At 67.5% G+C, this 18209-nt stretch carries 9 protein-coding genes; 2 read left to right on the top strand and 7 right to left on the bottom strand.

Annotated features, from left to right (window positions below; translation table 11 throughout):
- Nucleotides 1-577 precede the first annotated feature (577 nt).
- The 4 genes from arfB to recC all read right to left on the bottom strand — a co-directional run bounded on the left by arfB (nucleotide 578) and on the right by recC (nucleotide 11120).
- On the bottom strand, nucleotides 578-985 hold the full coding sequence (gene arfB / locus NCR34_RS05335) for an alternative ribosome rescue aminoacyl-tRNA hydrolase ArfB (RefSeq protein ID WP_175939945.1): 408 nt from the start codon (nucleotides 983-985) through the stop codon (nucleotides 578-580).
- 30 nt (nucleotides 986-1015) lie between these two features.
- The gene (locus NCR34_RS05330) at nucleotides 1016-3571 is read right to left on the bottom strand and encodes an AAA family ATPase (protein ID WP_248321798.1); all 2556 of its coding nucleotides are present in this window, start codon (nucleotides 3569-3571) and stop codon (nucleotides 1016-1018) included.
- A 428-nt stretch (nucleotides 3572-3999) separates the two neighbouring features.
- The gene (gene recB, locus NCR34_RS05325; protein WP_248322272.1) at nucleotides 4000-7722 is read right to left on the bottom strand and encodes an exodeoxyribonuclease V subunit beta; all 3723 of its coding nucleotides are present in this window, start codon (nucleotides 7720-7722) and stop codon (nucleotides 4000-4002) included.
- Between the two features lie 5 nt (nucleotides 7723-7727).
- Entirely contained in the window at nucleotides 7728-11120 is a 3393-nt protein-coding gene (recC, locus tag NCR34_RS05320) for an exodeoxyribonuclease V subunit gamma (protein WP_248321797.1), read from the bottom strand.
- Between the two features lie 184 nt (nucleotides 11121-11304).
- Between recC and NCR34_RS05315 the strand changes: the two genes are divergently transcribed.
- A complete protein-coding gene (locus tag NCR34_RS05315) occupies nucleotides 11305-13818 on the top strand; it encodes an FUSC family membrane protein (protein WP_250499208.1) in 2514 nt (837 codons plus the stop codon).
- A gap of 10 nt (nucleotides 13819-13828) precedes the next feature.
- On the opposite strand, the gene NCR34_RS05310 is transcribed toward NCR34_RS05315, so the two are convergent.
- Both NCR34_RS05310 and NCR34_RS05305 read right to left on the bottom strand, forming a co-directional pair.
- Nucleotides 13829-14047, bottom strand: a complete 219-nt coding sequence (locus NCR34_RS05310) for a hypothetical protein (protein ID WP_248321792.1) — start codon at nucleotides 14045-14047, stop codon at nucleotides 13829-13831.
- Nucleotides 14048-14356: 309 nt separating this feature from the next.
- A complete protein-coding gene (locus NCR34_RS05305) occupies nucleotides 14357-14830 on the bottom strand; it encodes an Lrp/AsnC family transcriptional regulator (protein ID WP_502800043.1) in 474 nt (157 codons plus the stop codon).
- A 90-nt stretch (nucleotides 14831-14920) separates the two neighbouring features.
- Here NCR34_RS05305 and NCR34_RS05300 point away from each other — a divergent pair, with 90 nt between their 5' ends.
- A complete protein-coding gene (locus NCR34_RS05300) occupies nucleotides 14921-15523 on the top strand; it encodes a cysteine dioxygenase family protein (protein WP_250499207.1) in 603 nt (200 codons plus the stop codon).
- Between the two features lie 14 nt (nucleotides 15524-15537).
- On the opposite strand, the gene NCR34_RS05295 is transcribed toward NCR34_RS05300, so the two are convergent.
- Nucleotides 15538-18189, bottom strand: coding sequence for a mechanosensitive ion channel family protein (locus NCR34_RS05295; RefSeq protein WP_248321788.1), 2652 nt, complete (start codon nucleotides 18187-18189; stop codon nucleotides 15538-15540).
- Nucleotides 18190-18209 lie beyond the last annotated feature (20 nt).

The raw sequence follows: 18209 nt of genomic DNA, 5'->3' as shown, positions 1-18209 counted from the left end.
GGATGGCGGCTCGGCATCCACGCTCGGCTTGCGCGGCGCTCGTCGCTGAGCGGCTGGCGTCTTGGGCGCGACAGGCGCTTGCCTGCTCATCTTCCTACCCATTCACATGAGTCGCGCGGTTTGCGCTCGGCTTTCGCGACGCCCATTGTTGAGCGGATGCCGTCCAGCGCGCGACAGGCGCTTACCCGCTCATCTTTCTGCGTGTTCGAATGAGTCGCGCGGTATGCGCTCCGCTCCCGCGACGCCCGTTGCTAAGCGGATGTCGTCCAGCGCGCGACAGGCGCTGGCGCGGTAGTCCTTGTGCTCGTTCGAACGAGCCGGTCGAGTTTTGCGCTCCACTTTCGCGGCGCAGCGCAGCCGCCGCCATTCCCGATGAACACAAGTGTCGCTCGTGAACTCGGAGAAATGCGCAGACATGGTCGCGGGCAAGCGGATGCCGGCTTGGCATCCGCGCTCCGCTTTGCCGGCGCATTACAAGTCTCGAGCACGTCCTGCTCGCAATGCTCGCGCGAACGACTCTAGCGACGGACGTCACTTAGCGCATGCCTTCCCACGCGCAAGGATCGGCACCGCCGCCCTACTCGTCCCTCACCCGTCCGCGCCCCGCTTTCACTGCGCCGCGTTTCACTTTCCCTTCGACACGGCGCACCTGCGACGCACGCGTGGGCTTCGTCGCGATGCGTTTGCGACGCGTGACGCTCACGCTGCGAATGAGTTCGTCCAGCCGCGCGAGCGCCGCGGCGCGATTCATGTCCTGCGTGCGATGCTCCTGCGCCTTGATGACGATGACGCCGTCGCGCGTCACTCGGCTATCGGCGAGCGCGAGCAGACGCGCCTTGATGTGCTCTGGCAGCGACGACGCGCGAATGTCGAAGCGCAGGTGAATGGCGCTCGACACCTTGTTGACGTTCTGCCCGCCCGCGCCCTGCGCGCGCACGGCCGTCAACTCGATCTCGCCCGGCGCGATCGCGAAGCTATCGGTCATGAGAGTGACTCCTTCGAATAGGCACGCGCCTCAGGTCCCGGCGCTCCCGCTCATCAACCGCATCATTCTCGCGGCGAGGCCGGAATCGCGGCGCGTCGGCGCATTCACCGCCTGCGCGAAGATCTCCGCCGAGCCGATCACCTCGATCCGGCGCTTCGCCCGCGTGATGGCCGTGTACACCAGTTCGCGCGACAGCACGCGCACGAAGCTTCCCGGCAAGACGAGCGCCGCCTCGTCGAACTCCGATCCCTGCGACTTGTGGACCGTGAGCGCGAAGGCCGTATCGTGCGGCGGCAGCGCGGCGGGCGAGACGTAGCGCACCGAGCCGTCGGCCATGCGGAATGCCACGCGCAACGCGCCGTCCGCGCCCGGCAGCGCGATGCCGATATCGCCGTTGAACAGCCCGAGCGCGTAGTCGTTGCGCGTGACGATCACCGGCCGCCCGGCGAACCATTGTGCGCCGAGCGCAAGCGCAATGCCGGCCTGCTCCCGCACTTTCGCCGCGATGCGCGCGTTGACTTCATCGACGCCGCGCGGGCCTTTGCGCGTCGCGCATAGCACGCGAAAGCGGTTCAGCGCGTCGAAGAGGCGGGCTTCGTCGGCCTGCGCGCCCACTGAAGTGGAGCGCCGCGCCTCGAGTACGGACGAGAGCGCGTCGGCGTACGGCGCGAATGCTGTCGCCAGATGCGCGAGCGTGCGCTCGGAAAGCGTGGCGTGCGCGTCGTCGAAGAGCACGGCGGCTGCGTCTTCGGCTGTCGCGGGCGATTGCCGGATATCGAGCGCAGCGAGGGCAGCCTGCGCATCGCCGTCGCGGATGGCGATCGACAAGCGGCCGATCGCCGAATCCAGCCCGAAGCGGTAGTTGCGCGCGAGCCAGACGACGCAATCGGTGAGCGGAGCGTCGGTGTGGCTCCGATCGTCGGCCTCGGTGCGCCTGTCGTTTTCGCTGGGTTCGTTCAGATTGACGTGCTGCTTGGGATCGTCGCGTTCCCTTTGGCCGTCATGCTCGTTGTGGCCGTGGTGCTCGTGGTGCCGATCCCGCTCACTGCGTCGGTCCCGCTCGCTGTCGTCGGTTTGCTCGACGCGCTGGTTCCCCTCGTCGCGCCCGTTACGCTCAACTCGACGGTCGCGCTTATCAGACTCATCGCCCTCGCGTTGCGCGATAAGCTCGTCCCGCCGTTCGCGCTCGGCGTTGTCGTCCCGCGCATTGGGCTTGTCCGGTGCCTTCCGCTGACTTCCCTCGTCGTCGACGTTCCGCCGCGCCCCGTCGCCAGGTTCGTCGTCCGGATACCTCTCCGTATCGATGGTCGCGAAAAGGTCGGCGTAGCCTTCGTCATCGAAAACGGCTTGCGTGCGCGACGCCGAGCCCACGCGCAACGCCGCAGCGCTGGCGGCCGGCGCAACCCGAGTTTGCTCATCGCGTCGCGCGTCTCGCGGCGAGAACAGATCGCCCTCGTCTGCGCTTTGTTCCGCTGCGATCGCTTCGTCATCCGAATCGTCATCAGACGAAGCAACCGACGGCGAACCCGACGGCAACGCCGCCGACAAGCGCGCGTAGTCCACGCCGAGCCCCTCGGCAATGCGCCGCGCGCCGCCCTGACTGAACGACGGCTGCGCGCTCAGTTCCGCGAACACCGCGCCCGCTTCAACCGCGGAAAGCTGGTCCTTGTCGCCGAGCATCACGAGCCGGCTCGTCGGCGCGACCGCTTCGAGCAGATGCGCCGCGAGCGCGACATCGATCATCGACGCTTCATCGACGACGATCACGTCGTACGGCAGCGGATTGTCCCGATGATGCCGGAAGCCGCCGTCCGGCAGAACGCCCAGCAGTCGCTGCAGCGTGAACGACGTGCGCGGCAAGCGTTGCGCGAGTTCGGGCGGGAGCTTGTCCGCGCGCTCGATCAGCGCCTCCTGCATGCGCTGAGCGGCCTTACCGGTCGGCGCGGCAAGCGCGATGCGCAGGTTCGGATCGGCGTCCAGCAGACAGGCCAGCACGCCGACCACCGTCGTCGTCTTGCCCGTGCCCGGACCGCCGCTCACGATAGTCAGCCGTCCCGCCAGCGCCACGAGCGCCGCGACGCGCTGCCAGTCGATGTCATCGCCCGCGCTCGGCCCGAAATAACGCGTAATGCGCTCGGCGTGCGCCGCAAGCTCGCGCCCGGACACCGTCATCCGCGCGGCCCGCGCCCGCTCGACGAGCGCAAGCGCGAGCCGCCGCTCGTAGTCGAAGTAACGCGCGAGATAGAGCCGGCCGTCCTCGTCGATGACGAGCGGCAGCAAATCCGCCGACTGCATCGGCGACTGCGTGCGCGCGAGGCTCGCGACGCCGCTCGCGAGCAACGCCTCGCGCACCTCGCGCGCGCGTCCGCCGTGACGGCGTGCGATCGCCGCGAGCGGCATGCATACGTGCCCGAGCGCCGTCGCGCTGCTGATCGCGAGCGCCGCGCGTTCGGCCCATGCCGCTGCGTTTGCATTGGCACCGGAACGCCGCGACAGTTCGCCCATGCGCCGCGCGAAGCCTTCGGCCAGTGCCGCGCTTTCGTCCGCGAAACCTGATGCGGGCGCGTTCGACTCGATCGTGCTCATGCCACGCCTCCGGGCAACAGCCGGTCGTGCGCGGCGCCTTTGTCCGCGAAGCGCGATGCCGGCGCGTTCAGGCTCATCGTGCCCACGCCACGCCTCCGCACATGAGCCGCTCGAGCGCAGCGCCTTCGTCCGCGAAGCGCGATGCCGGCGCGTTCAGGTGTATCGTGCTCTGCCGCGCCTCCGCACATCAGCCGCCGGAGCGCAGCCCCTTCATCCGCGAAGCGCGATGATGTCGGCGCGTTCAAGTTCATCGTGCTCATGCCACGCCTCCGCACATGAGCCGCCGTAGCGCAGCCCCTTTGTCCGCGAAGCGCGATGCCGGTGCGTTCAGGTTCATCGTGCTCATGCCACGCCTCCGCACATCAGCCGCCGGAGCGCAGCGCCTTCATCCGCGAAGCGCGACGCCGGCGCGTAAAGCCGGATCGTGCTCATGCCACGCCTCCAAACATCAGCCGGTCGAGCGCCTCGACAAGCGCGAGCGGCGGGCGTCCGCGATGCACGCCGCTCGGCGCGCCGCTGTCGCCGTCGCGCCAGTCGGGTCGCACGCCACGCACGAACAAATACAGATAGCCGCCGACGTGCGTCTCATAGTCGTACGCAGCGAGCCGCGCGCGCAGATACCGGTGCAGCGCGACCACATAGACAAGCGCCTGAAGGTGATACGCGTGATGCGCCATCGCTTCGGCGAGCGGCGCGGCGCTGTAGTCCGCGGCGCGCTCGCCCAGATAATTCGACTTCCAGTCGATGATCCAGTAGCGCCCGTCGTGCTCCACGATCATGTCGATGAACCCCTTGATGAAGCCCCGCAACGCGCCCGCCTCCAGCGCGACGTCGGGATAGCCGTGCGCGGCGAGAATCCGCCGCAGCGCCGCGAAGTCCAGCGACGGCGCAGGAAACAGAAACTCCAGTTCGTTCATGCGACGCGCGGGCGGAATCTGCGACAGCCGAAGACCCGGCGCGATCTCGGTCGAGAGCGTATCGGCGAGCAGGCGCTGCATCATCGGCCGAAGACGCCGGGCGAGCGGCTCGGGCGCGGGCGTCGGATGCTCGCGCAGCGCGCGGTCGATCGCATCGCCCCACGTCGCGGGCTGCGTGAAGTCCGCCAGTTCGTACATGCGATGCAGACATTCCCCCGCCGCCGCGCCGCGCGGAAACGCGAGAATGTCGTCGTCGGCGAGCACGGTCTCGTCGCGCGGCGCGGCTGGCTGAAGAATCGGCACGTCGAGGTCCGCGAGTTCGTCGTGATCGGGCCGCGCGTCGACCGGCTGCGGCTGATACGCCTCGTCGCGCGCGCCCGCCGCGATCAGCGAACTGAAGCTCGCCATGCGCCAGCGGTCGCGCAACAGGCGCTGATTGGTGCGCGCGGTCATCTCGTGCGGTCCCGCGGCCTCGGCGGCGAGCGGCTCGCGCGCGCCGATCACCGGCAACGGCGCCACGCCGATCGCGCCATCCGCCTGTGCTTCGAGCGCATGCCACGCCGCGACGATTCCCACTTCGTCGGGCGGCTCCTCGCAGAACGCGTCGAAGTCCTGCCCCGCGCCCGCGACGAGCCAGTTAAGCACGCTCCGCCGCGACTCCTTCGTCGACTTGTTCGAGACATTCGACATATACACGCCCGCGACGACATAGCAGCGATACACCGCCCGCGTCAGCGCCACGTAGACGAGGCGCGCGCGCTCCGCCGCCTGCTCGCGGGCGATGGCGGCGCTCACTTCCTTCGATTCGTCCTCGTCGATGCCGTAATGCAGCACCGCTTCGCCCGCTTCGTCGTGATACTCCCTGGCGTCCGGCAAGCCGGACTTCGGCGCGTCGCGCGATGCGCCGTCGTTCAGGAACGGGCAGAACACGACCGCGTACTCCAGCCCTTTCGACTTGTGGATCGTCACGATCTGCACGAGGTTGCGGTCCGATTCCAGCCGCAATTGCGCGTCCTCGCCGCCGCCTTGCTGCGCGCGCTGCGCGGCCAGCCAGCGCAGCGTCGGCGCGATGCCGGGCTGCTCGGCCGAGCGCGCCTGCAACAGTTCCGCCAGATGGTTGATGTTCGTGAGCCTGCGCTCGCCGTCCGGCCGAGTGACGAGGCGCGCGGCGATCGACAGTTCGCGCGTCAGCGTGCGCCACATCACCGCGAAGCCGCGCTCGTGCCAAATGGTGCGATAGCGCGAGAAACGCTCGACCCAACTCGTCGAGTCGTTCGGGCCGTCGTTCGAATCTGCCGCCGAAACCGCGTGTTCGAGACGCCAAAGCGCGCCGGCATCGAGCCCGAACCAGTCGGTCGCGAGCGCGGCGCGCAGCCGCCGCAAGTCGCCCGGCGTGTCGATGGCGGCGAGCACGCGCTCGATCTGCTCGGCGTCGAGCGAGCCGAACACCGACGCCTGCGCGAGTTCCACGCTACCGACGCCCCACGCCGCCAGCACGCGCTTGACCATGCTGCCCTGCCGGTGCGTCTGCACGAGCACCGCGATATCTCCCGCGCGAAGCGGCTCGTCGCCTATGCTCACTTCGCCGCGTTGCGCGCCGCGCAAGAGCCGCGCGATTTCGGCGGCGCACGCTTCGGCCGCATCGCGCTGCGCGTTCCCCTTCGAGAGCGCCGACTCGCCGTGCGGCAGCATCCACACGCAAAAATCAGCGAAATCGGAATACGCGGCGGCGGGCGTCGCATCGACGAACGGGCCGCGCAGGCGCGTGCCCGCGCGCACCGGCTGATAGTCGAGTCCTTCGAGGATGAACGCCGACGGATTCGCGCCGAACACGCGGTTGCACGCCTCGATGATGCGCGCCGTCGACCGCTGGTTCACCGCGAGCGTGTAGCGCGCGCTCGCACCCTCGCGCGCCGCGAGATATGTGTGGAGATCCGCGGCGCGAAAGCTGTAGATGGCCTGCTTCGGATCGCCGACGAGAAAGAGCGGCCCGTGCGGCGCGAACACGCGATTGAAGATGGCGTATTGCAGCGGGTCCGTGTCCTGAAACTCGTCGATGAGCGCCGCCGGATAACGCTCGCGCAGAGCCTCTGCAAGCCACGCATGTTTGACGAGCGCGTGATGCAGATTCGAGAGCAAGTCGTCGAACGAGACGACGCGGCGCGCGCGCTTTCTCGCCGACAACTCGGCCGGCGCGTAGTCGAGCCACTCGCGCACGAGATCGAGCCACAGCGCGCGCTGCGACGCTTCCGCAGCAGCGGCCGCCGCAGCGAGCGTCTCCGCGTGCTCGAAGAACGGATGCGCGGGCGGCGTGTGCTTGACCTTCGTGCCCTTCGCCAGCGCCGACGCGGTGATCTTCAGCGCGTCTTTCGGCGGCGGCGCGTGACAGTCGGCATCGGCGAAATACTCGGCCCACGCGTCGATGGCCGCTTCGATCATCGACCGTTTGTGCGAGGTCTGCTTCAGCATGGCCTCGGCGTCGAAGAGCAGCTTCGCAATTGCATCGCGCTCGGCGTGCCACAGCGCGCAGGCTTGATCGAAGAGCGCCTTTGCGTCGGCGGCTTCTGCGGCTTGACCATCGGCGAAATTGCCCCAGCGCAGTGTCGCGAGCGGTTTCTTCAGGCGTCGCGCGAGCTGTGCATCGAGCGATGCAGGCCCCGCGCCTTTCGCGACCAGCCACGACGCGAACGAAGGCACGCGCGCCGCCGCAGGCTCGACGCGCTCGCGCCAGAAATCGGCCGCGAGTTCGAAGCGCAGCGTGCTGTCGTCGGCTTCCATGTCGAACGCGAACGGCATCGCGGCGGCGAACGGCGCTTCCTGTAGCGCGCGCTGGCAAAACGCGTGGATCGTGTGGATGGCGGCCTGATCGAAGCTGTGCAGCGCGATACGGATGCGTTGCAGCGCCTCCTCCGGGTCCATCTGTTCGAGCGTGGTTTCGAAAAGCCGCTCGATGAACGGATCGCCCGACGCGTCGCCGTTTTCGATGGCATGCGCGACACCCGCGAGCCGCGTGCGGATGCGCTCGTGCAGTTCGGCGGTCGCGGCCTTCGTGAAGGTGACGACGAGGATGCGCTCGACGCTCAACTGCTTTTCCAGCAGCAGGCGCACGTACAGCGCGCAGATGTTCCAGGTCTTGCCCGTTCCGGCGGACGCCTCGATCTGGTTGACGCCATCGAGCCCACAGGCGAAGACGTCGAGTTCCTGCACGGGTTCGTGATTCACAACGTCAGTCATGGTGGTCATGCGCCGCTCCGCAGATGCTCTCGAAGCGGTTCGAAGACGATGCGCGCGAGCGCGGCAAAGCGTTCGTCGAGCGCTAGAGATTCGCCGCGAAACGCGATGCGATACGCCGGATCGTCGGACTCGGCGCGCGTGCGATCCGACTCCCACGCGGCATGCGCTTTGGCATCGCCTTCTGTCAGCTTGACCCATGCGCTCTTCGGAAAAAAGCGCAGCGGCATGCGCCGTCCCGCGCGATAAAGCGCCGCGAGCGTGCCGAGATGCGCGAGCGGATCGGCGACGGGCGCGAGTTCGAAATCCGCCGACTGCGCGCCGCGCCCGTGCCAGATGGTGCGGCGCGGACCGTCCGGCAGCGCCGCGCAATAGGCCAGATGCGCGAGCCACGCCGACAGGTAATCGCGGGCGCGCGGCTGATCGTAGCGGTAGATCACCTGCCCTTGCGGCGTCAGTCGATTCAGCGTGCCGGCGAGCGTGAACGGCCGCTCGTCGATGAGCGCGTCGTCGTACTTCGCGAAGAGTGGCACGCCGGCGGTGTCCGGCCAGCGCGGCGCGATGTCGAGCACGAACGGCAGCCGCGTCACGCCTTCCGCCACCGACACGCGGATGCGGTCCGCCAGATGCGCGAGCGCGTGCATCTCGCGCGCCTGCCAGACCGCGCCCGTCGCGCCGCCCGGCATTTCCGGGCTCGTGCGCGCGACGTGGCGGGCGCGTTCGCGGGCGCGCGCGGCGGCATCGTCCGTGGCATCGAGCAGCGACGGGAGCACGCGGGCCGCGAGCGCATCGCGGCCCGCGAAGCCCAGTTCGAACGGCTCGGTGATGTCGAGCTCCGCATCGGCATCGACGAGCGCAATACCCAAGCGATCGCGCAGCAGCGCCCGCGCCGGGTGCCGCCAGAAACGCACGAAGTCGTCGAAGGCGACGATGTCTTCGTCCTCTTCCTGCGGCAGCGGCGCATCGAAGAACGGCGGGCTGCCCTGCGTGCGCCCTGCCGCGAGCGCGCGCGCCAGTTCCGCCCGCTCAGGCTCGTACGTGAAAAGGCGGCCGCCGGGCTCGAAGTACTCGGGCGCGAACGGCTGAAGCGGATGCTCGTGGACGAACAAGGCCCGCGCCTCGCGCAGCGCTTCCGGCGCCGCATGCTTGCCCGCGACCGCCTGCGCCAGATAATCGAGCAGTTCGTCGATGAGCGCGGCAGGCGGCAGCACGGCGTTGTCGCGAATGCTGCGCCCCGTGTACGCGATCATCAGCCGGTCGCGCGCGGCTAGCATCAGGTCGAGGAAGAGATTGCGCTCGTCGTCGCGCCGCTGGCGGTCGCCGAGCTTGCCGAAGCGCGCCATCAGATCGAACTCGTCGGCGCGCGCGAGGCTCGGCAGCATGCCGTCGTCCATGCCGAGCAGGCACACGACGCGATACGGCAAGCCGCGCAAGCTCGTGAGTGACGAGAACGTGACGCCGCCCCACGGCACGCCGCCGCGCGCGGGATCGTCGAGCGTATCGGTGAGCGCGGTGCGGATCACGGCGGCCGGCACTGGCGTATCGCGCGCGCCTTCGTCGATCGCGGCGATCAGCGCGTCGATGGCGTGGCGCACGTCGCCGATGGTGTCGTTGAACGCGACGCCTGCATCGAAGAAACGCTCGAGCGCATCGAGCAGCAAATGGCCCCACGCGCGCGCAGTGCGCGGCGCTTCGATCTCTTTCGCGAAGGCGTCGATGTCGTCGATGAAGCGCGTGAGCCGCCCGAGCAGTTCGGCCTCCGAGCCTTGCGGGCCTTCCACCGGCAGCCAGTCCGCGACCGGCGCGCCGCCGCCGGGCAACGCATAGCCGAGATAGAGCCGCGTGAGCGCGTCCGCGAACGTGTGGCGCGCGGCGGGCACATGCTCGCTCGTGACCTCGTCGGGCCGCAATCCGCGTCGCGCGCCCGCCTGCGCCAGCCACTCATGTGCCGTTTCGAGCGATGCGGCGTCGATGCCGTAGCGCGTGGCGATCGCATCGACGCGCAGCCACTCGATCAGCTCCGGCGCGCCGACGCCACGCTCGGCGAGCGCGAGCCAGTCGAGCATCGCGCGCGCGACGGGGTTCGCCTGCGACGGCGGCAAGCCCGTGATGCGATACGGAATGCGCCGCCGCTCGTTGCTGGCCCCGGCGGGCGCGGTGCCGAAGATGCCGTCGATCAGCGGCCCCGCCACGGCGAGATCGGGAAACGCGACGAGCACGTCGGACGGTTCCAGGCCTTCTATCGAGTCGAACCAGTCGAGCAGGCGGTCGTGCAGCACTTCCAGTTGCCGCGAGAGGCTATGGCAAACGTGAACTTCGACGCCCGTATTGACGATCTCTTCCGGCAGCGGCAAGGCGTTGTCTTCGTCGAGCGTGAGGATGCCGTTTTGCACGCGCGCGAGCCACGTCGGCGCGGGGTTCTCTTCGAACAGTTCGCGTTCGCTGGACGCGGCGCTTTCCGTCAGCTCGCTGAGCATATGCAGTTGCGCTTGCGTCTGCCGTCCCCACTCCGCGAGCAGCGGATGACCGACTTCCTGAAAGTCCGCCTCGCCCTTCAGTTGCAGTTGCTCGACGCGCGCCTCGCTCACGATGTCGAACCAGAATTCGCGGCACGGATTGAGCGCGTAGATGCGCACGTCGATCCAGCGCGACAGCTCGCGCAAGAGCGCGATGTGCAGCGGCGGCATGGTCGGCAGCGCGAAGACGCTGATGCGCCGCGGCCACTCGGCGCGCATCGCGGTATCGAGATCGAAGCGCGGCGCTTCGGCGAGAAAACGGTAAGCGGGCGGCGTCGGGTCATGCTCGCGATCCGGCGCTGCGAGGTCTTCCAGCAACGCGCGCCACAGCGCCGCCTGCCAGTGTTCGTCCTGGCGCTGGATGTCGCTCGCGCCGGACAGATGCGGCCCGCGCGCGTCGATCTGCGCGCCGCCGCCCGCGAGAATCGAGCCGCCCGCCTGCCAGTGCGTGAGCCATTCGGGGCGATACGTCAGATAGTGATCGAACACCGTCGCGATGCGGCGCGCGAGTTCGTAGCGCATGGAATCGTCGGCGGCGTTCAGATACGTCGACAGCCGTGGCGCCTCGCGGAACGCGGGTTCGTCGAACAGGCGATAGCAGCGCCAGGCGAGCCGGTCGGGCGCGAACGGCGAATGCGCGGGCACCGGCAGCACGCGCCCGATTTGCGACCATAGCCACTGCGCGAGATAGCAGAACTGCACGTTCGCGCAGATGCCGAAACGCTCGGCCATGTCGAGTTCCAGGCGGCGGCGCACGGCTGCGCTCGGCACGATCACGGCCTCGCTCGCGAAGGGATCGCTCTCGCGCATGGCGAAGGCGTCGAGGTCTTCGAAGAGCGCGGCAGCAAGCGTTTCGTGGCGATTCGAGTAGAAGAGTTCGAGCATGAAAGGCGGTCGGGATGCGCTCTGAAAGCCGCGAAAGGCAAAGCTTTGTCAAATCAAGCGCCAGCATAACAAAGGGTCGCGCGTGCCGAGAACTCGGCCATTCGGCCGAGGTCCGAAGGCCCGGTGAGTTGGGTTAGACTCGACAACGCCGTTGCCCGCCCCCGAGCGTCCACACAGGAAGTCGATGCGTTACTCGTTCGAAATCAGGAAGTTCATCTACAGCCAGTACTTCTTTGGCGGCTTGCGCTGCGCGCTCGGCATCTCGCTGCCCGCAGTGCTCATGCTCACGGTGTTTCACAACCGGGAGCTCGGCTTCACCATCGCGACGGGCGCGCTCGGCGCATGCGTCGTCGACATGCCCGGCCCGCTCAAGCACAAGCACAACGAGATGCTGGCGTGCACGTTCATCGGCTTCTTCTCGGCCCTTGCCACCGGCATCGCGACGGCGAATCCGCTCACACTCTGGCTGACCGTGGTGCCGCTCACGTTCGTGCTCTCGCTGATCGTGGTCTACGGCAACCGCTGGCCGCAGATCAGCTTCGCCACGCTCTTCATGATGATCGTGACGCTGGAAGAGCATTTCACGCCGATGCAGGCGCTCATCAACGCGTCGTGGATTCTGCTGGGCGGGCTCTGGTACACGTACTGGGCCACGCTCGTGTCGCATCTGCTCGTCTATCGGATCGAGCGGCAGGCGCTCGCGCAGAGCATCTTCAGTTGCGCGGAATACCTTCAGGCGCGCGCCGAGTTCTATGACAACGACGCCGATCTCGACGAGTGCTACAGAAAGCTGATCGAAAAGCAGATCGCGGCAGTCGAGCAGCAGGAAGGCGCGCGCGACATCGTGCTGCGCAATCTGCCGAAGGTGAAAAGCGGCAAGCTGGATGCGCGGCGCGCGCGACTATTCAATCTGTTCATCAACATCGTGGATCTGCACGAGTTTTTCGTCGGCGCGCACACGGACTATCCGCTCGTGCGCAAGACGTTCGCGGGCTCGGACGTGCTCGTGTTCTATCGCGACCTGATGCGCAAGGCGGGCGAGGACTTGCAGGAGATCGGGCTCGCGGTGCTGCAGAACCGTCCGGCGCCGAAGCAGATCAGCACGAAGGCCGAACTGCGCGCGATCGAGTACGAACTGGAACTCATGCGCAAGCACGCGCTGCCGGAGAAGAATCCCGAAGCGTATGCCGCGGCGGCAGCAGTGTTCCGGCGGCTCTGGAGCGCGACGCGCCTCATCGACAAGATGCGCCGCCGCACGCGCGACGACGCGAGCCCGACCGAAACCGAATTGCAGATCGACCACGCGCTCTCGCGATTCATCTCCAGCCGGCGTGTGCCGTTCAGGCAGATCTTCTCGAACCTGACGATGGCATCGCCGAGCTTTCGCCATGCGCTGCGCGTGACCATCGCGGTGGGCGTCGGCTTCTGGCTCGGCAGGCTCTTGCCGCTCACCAATGCGTACTGGATCGTGATGACCACGGTCATCATCCTGAAGCCCGGCTATTCGCTCACCAAGCAGCGCAACACGCAGCGGATCATCGGCACGGCGATCGGCTGCGCGGTCACCATCGCGCTCATTCTGCTCGTGAAGGACCCGCATATTCTGCTGGTCGCCATGTTCGCGTCGATGGTGATGAGCTACAGCCTGCTGCTTTTCAATTACGCGGGCAGCGTCGTGTTCACGTCCAGCTACGTGTTGCTGATGTTTCACCTGCTCGCGCCGGGCAGCTTGCGGCTGATCGGCGAGCGGGCCATCGATACCGTCGTCGGCTGCGCGATCGCCATCGCGGCGAGCCACCTGTTCCCGTACTGGGAATATCGGCTGATGGGCAAGCTCGTGAAGGACCTGCTGGCCGCGACGCGGAATTACCTGGAAGCCAGCTGGGGCTGGAAGGCGAAGGCGGCAGCGGGCGCGGCGCGCGCGGCGGCCACGGCAACCGCTTCGAGCGCGCCGAGCGCCGTCTTTGCCGACGGTCAGGCGCGCGCCGCGTTCGCCTCGTCGATGCAGCCGGTGTCCGTGTCCGCCGAAGCGGCCAGCGAGCCAGCGGAAGCCACCGCGACGGCCGAAGCCGAAGCCGTCGCGGCCAGCGCGATCAAGGCCGCGAGCGCGACGGCCGAGCGACTGTCGTCGGCGGGCATCGGCGAGAGCACGGCTGCCACGGCAAGCAAGGGCGCATCGGCCGCCGCGACGGTCGTCGCGTCCGCGCTCGATCGCGACTACGGCTATCGGCTCGCGCGCAAGAACGTGCACGTCGCCTTCGCCAACCTCGCGCAGGCTTTCCAGCGCATGATGCTGGAGCCCAAGGCACAGCAACGCTACGTCGCCGAACTCAACGATCTGCTCGTGCAAAGCCACGTGCTCGCGTCGCAGATCACGGCGGCCGCGCCGCTCCTACAGTCGCTCAACGGTGCCGACGGCCAGTCATTCGAACCGGTGCAGCGCGCGTTCGCCGTCGTGCGGGACAACTTGTCGGAAGCGCAGGCGGTCGTCTCGGAAGAAGACGGCGCTGCATCGCCCGATGCGATCAAGGCGCTCCGCCGTGATCTGGATTCCATGGTCGCCGCAGCGGAACGCGCGCAGAGTCTGCCCGCCGATGCCATTCAGGATTTGAAACTGCTCGCGCATCAATGCAAGCAGATGCTCACGGCGTCGGCGCTCATCCGCAAGGACGCGACGCAGATTCATCTGCCCGCGTGATCGCGAACGCTTACTGCGAGGCGCCGGTGGCCGGCAGCGCCGGACGCGCGTCGCTCGCGGCGGCGGGCGGCGCGTTGTGCTCGTCGAACTCGCGCTTGTCGCGGATCGCGTTGAAGAGCAGCGTGAAGATCACGAGCAGCACCACGGCCACGATAAACACGGTGATGCCCAAGGTCGGATTCTTCTTGCGTGGGAGGTTCGGGCGATCTTGGCGAGGGTTGTCGGTCATGGCGGGCGCAGCGGCTCGTTGCGATTATCGAGATAAAGCCAGCATCGTACCCGCACTGCTTTTCAGTTGGATTGCGAATCGGATGTGGACCGGCCGCGGTCATTTCGCTGCGCGAACGAGGCCCGCGAAATTCACTGCTGCATCGCCCAACTTGTAAGAGGCGAGCCTGAACGACCATACTCGACGCGATTCCATGCGCGTCCGATTCCGGCGAGGGCTTGAAGGGGCAAGACCGGAATACCTAGTGACCGGACGTGTTGCGCCGCCCTCCCCGGGCGGCTTTTCTTTGCGCGTTTCTATGCGACGCGGTCAGGCGTCGGCGGCGGGCCGCACCGGCAGCGCCGTCGAGTACTTGATCTGCTCCATCGCGAAGCTCGAACTGACATCGTAGAGCGGCACCGCGCGAATGAGCTGCTTGTAGACGCGGTCGTAATCGTCGATGTCGGATACCACCACGCGCAGCAAGTAATCCGTCTCCCCGCTCATTCGATACACCTCGACCACTTCCGGGATATCGCGCACGGCACGCGTGAATTCGTCGGCCCAGCTTTGCGTGTGCTGATTCGTGCGCACCGCGACGAACACCGTCGTGCCGACGCCGAGCTTCTTCGGGTCGCACAGCGCGACCTGCGCGCGAATCACGCCGGTCTCCTTCAGACGCTGCACCCGCTTCCAGCACGGCGTCTGCGACAGATTCACCCGCGACGCCAGTTCCGCGATAGGCATCGTCACGTCGCCTTGCAGCAGTTCGAGCAGCTTGCGGTCGATGAGGTCCATTCCCATACTGCACCCCCGATAGGAAAATTTTCTATTTTTGCTTCTCCGAGCGGAATTATATGGAAACCGTTTCCGGATGCAAGCCGGTATAAATTCGTGATCGACATCACCGGCAAGCAGGTCACCATGAAACTCGAACTCGCCACTCAACGCAGCGCGCATTTCCCGGCTGACCGGAATGCCTCCGTCAGCCGCCTCTGTCGCGAAATCGACGCCGCGCTCGATGCGGCGCAAGCCGATGGCGGCATGTCGTTCGGCGTGCGCGTGCATGCGGCGCTTTCCCGGGCGATCGCCGATCCGGCGCTTCTGCGTGCCGATCAGCGCGCCGGCAGTCCGCAGGGCTACCAGCGTCATCTGCTCGCCGCCGATCCGCTCGGCCGTTACGCGATCGCCGCGCTCGTCTGGGAGCCGGGGCAGTCGAGCCCCGTGCACGCGCATCGGACATGGTGCGGTTACGCGGTCACCGACGGCGCGCTCGCTGAGACGCAGTATCGCTGGGACGCGAACACGCATCGCGCCGTCGAGACGCGCCGGCATCCGCGCGAAGCGGGCGCCGTGTCGTATGCGGACGCGGGACGCGGCGCGATTCATCAGCTCTGCAATCCCGCCGACGCGGCAACGCGCGCCGTATCGATCCACATCTACGGCGTGGCCGGCGAGCATATCGCCACGCACGTCAACGATCTTCTCGCCGCCTGAGCGACCCGGTCGACTCAGCCTTTGCCGGGCTCGGGCGCCGTCGTGATCTGCGGCGGAATCGGCACCGAGAGATCGGTGGCGGGCGGCGCGGGCCGCGGCTCGTGCGATACGTCCACGGCCTTGACCGTCGCCGCCGGGCCCGACTCCGCGTCGGCGAGCGGTGGCTCGTCGTCCAGCCAGATGCGCTTGGCCTTTGCCGCGTGGGCCGCATCGCCCGCATCGTGCCCGCCGCGCTGCGCCATCTGCACCTGCATTTGCGGCACGGGAATCTCCATGCCCGCTGCGTCCATTTTCCGCTTGATGCGCAAGTTGAACGCGCGCGCGACGCTCCATTGCAGAAGCGGCCGCGTCTTGATCTGCCCTTTCACGACCATCCAGTTCGGATCGAAACGGTCCAGTCCCCAAACTTCGACCGGACCCAGCATCTCCCGCCGATAGCGCAGATCATCCATGAGCTCGGCGCCGACCTCGCGAATCATCTCCGTCACTTCGTCCACGTCCGCCGAGAACGGCACGCGCACTTCGAACACCGCGTACGCGAAGTCGCGCGACAGGTTCTTCACCGTCTTGATCTGCGAAAACGGAATGGCGTGAATGGCGCCTTGCCCGTCGCGCAGCCGCACCGTGCGTATCGTCAGGCTCTCGACGATGCCCGCGTGACCGCCTTCCACTTCGATCGAGTCGCCGACCGAAATGGTGTCTTCGATGATGATGAAAAGCCCCGTGATGAGATCCGCCACCAGCGATTGCGCGCCGAAGCCGACCGCAAGACCGATCACGCCCGCACCGGCGAGCAGCGGCGTCACGTTCAGCCCGAGATTGGCCGCCGTGACGATCGCCGCGACCAGAAAGAGCACGACGAACACGACGTTGCGCAACAACGGCAGCATGGTGCGCGCGCGCATGCTCGGCCCGCGTCCGCTGCGCCGCGCGGAATCGGGCTTGAGCGCCTCCTGAATGCCCGTGTCGATCAGAATCCACACGAGCCATACGACGAAGAACGTCAGCACGATCATGCTGACCGCGTGCGTGATGCCGCGCGCCGCCACGCTGCGCTCGGCCATCTGCGCGAGCGAGAAGCCCCAGAAGCGCGACGAGACTTCGAGGAACGCGAGCCATATGCCGACGACGATCATCGTGCCGACGAACTTCACGAGCCGCCGGACATACGCCGACTGGCGGCGCGGCCTGCGCGATTTGGGCCGTGTGATGCGAATGACGATGGCCGAGAGGAAGAACGCGACGACGAGCAAGCCGGCCGTGGCGATCGCCATTTGCAGCACGTTCTCGGACGTGCCGATGCCCGCGAGCGTCGCCACCACCGACGCGCACGCGAGCAGCAACAGCGGCACTTGCCACAACGACGCGACCACCTCGAACGTTTCGGTCGCGGCCTTGCGGGTGTTGCGCTGCTCGTAGGTGCGGCTGCGGATCAGATGCGCGACGGGCCGCTGGAAAGCGAGCGCGAAATACGCGGTGAGGCCGGCCGCGACCATGTTCGCGAAGGTCGAAATGAGCGCCGACAGATTCGTGCCGAATTGCTGGGCGACGTCGTAATTGGCCGCAGCATCGCCGAGCGCGCCGAACGTGCCGATAGCGAACAAGAGCCGCCGCGCGTGAACGATCAGCACGTTCACCGCGACACGCCGGTGCGCCGACCCGAACAGCGAGAACATGATGAGACAGATCGCCGAGAACACCGCGCCCGCGACGATCGCGTAGGCGGTGACCATCGCGAGCGTGCGGCCGAGCGACTGCGGCATCATGTGCACGAACGTTAGCGCCGCGACGAACGCGAAGACATAGGGCGCCACGCGCCGCATCGTGAAGAGAAGCAGCTCGCGCGTGGTCGGATTCGAATGCAGCCCGGCTTCGATGCCGTAGCGCCTGTGCATGCGGCGCTGCAGGCTTACGAGCAGAAACGCACACGCGCCCCAGCCCGCGAGCGTCGCGAAGTAATTGAAGAGCGTGCGGCCGAACGGCTCGCGGCTCTGGCTCGTGACGATGGTGAAGAGCTCGTTGCCCGCGGCGTTGAAGCGCCCGCTCCAGTACGCGACCGGCGTCTTGCCGCGCTTCACGTCCGCCTCGATGCTCGTGAGCGCCGACGCGATCGCGCCGAGCAAACCGGCGTTCTGCGCGATGGCGGCCACCACGGATGAGGCGGCGTTGGTCGTGGCGATCGGCGGCGTGGTCGGCGACGGCGCGGCAGCGTCCGTCGATGCCGGCTGCGTGGCGGCGGCGGCTGCGGTCGGCGGCGCGGCGGCTTCGGCTGCGCGCTTGGCGTCGCGCAGCTTCTTCAGTTGCGCAACCAGCGCGCTGCGCTGACGGTCGCTGTCTAGCGTCGAAATGACGGTGTCGAGCGAGCGCACCATGTCGGCATCGGAGGGAACGGACGCGGATGCGCCCGATGCGGCGTCGGCTGACGCTGCCGGCGCTGGCGGCGCGATCAGTTCCTGGAGCGACGGCAGGTCGAGCGCCGGGGCGGCTTCTGCGGCGGGAATCGTCAGCGAGAACAGCGCGATGAGGATGAGCGTCGTCAGGAACGATATCGCACGGATTCCGGGGATGCCCGCCTGCTGTACGCCGCGCCGCAGCGCGAAGGCGGAGATCCGGGATATCGCGACAAACGCTAGCGCGCCGCGATCCGCGAGCTTGCGTAGTTTCATAACGGTCTCGATTTCCGAAA

Origin of the sequence: Caballeronia sp. GAWG1-5s-s (genome assembly GCF_023631445.1) — a bacterium.
GTDB lineage: Bacteria > Pseudomonadota > Gammaproteobacteria > Burkholderiales > Burkholderiaceae > Caballeronia.
The sequence above is the reverse complement of the archived record's forward strand: the minus strand, read 5'-3'. Positions and strand labels throughout refer to the sequence as shown.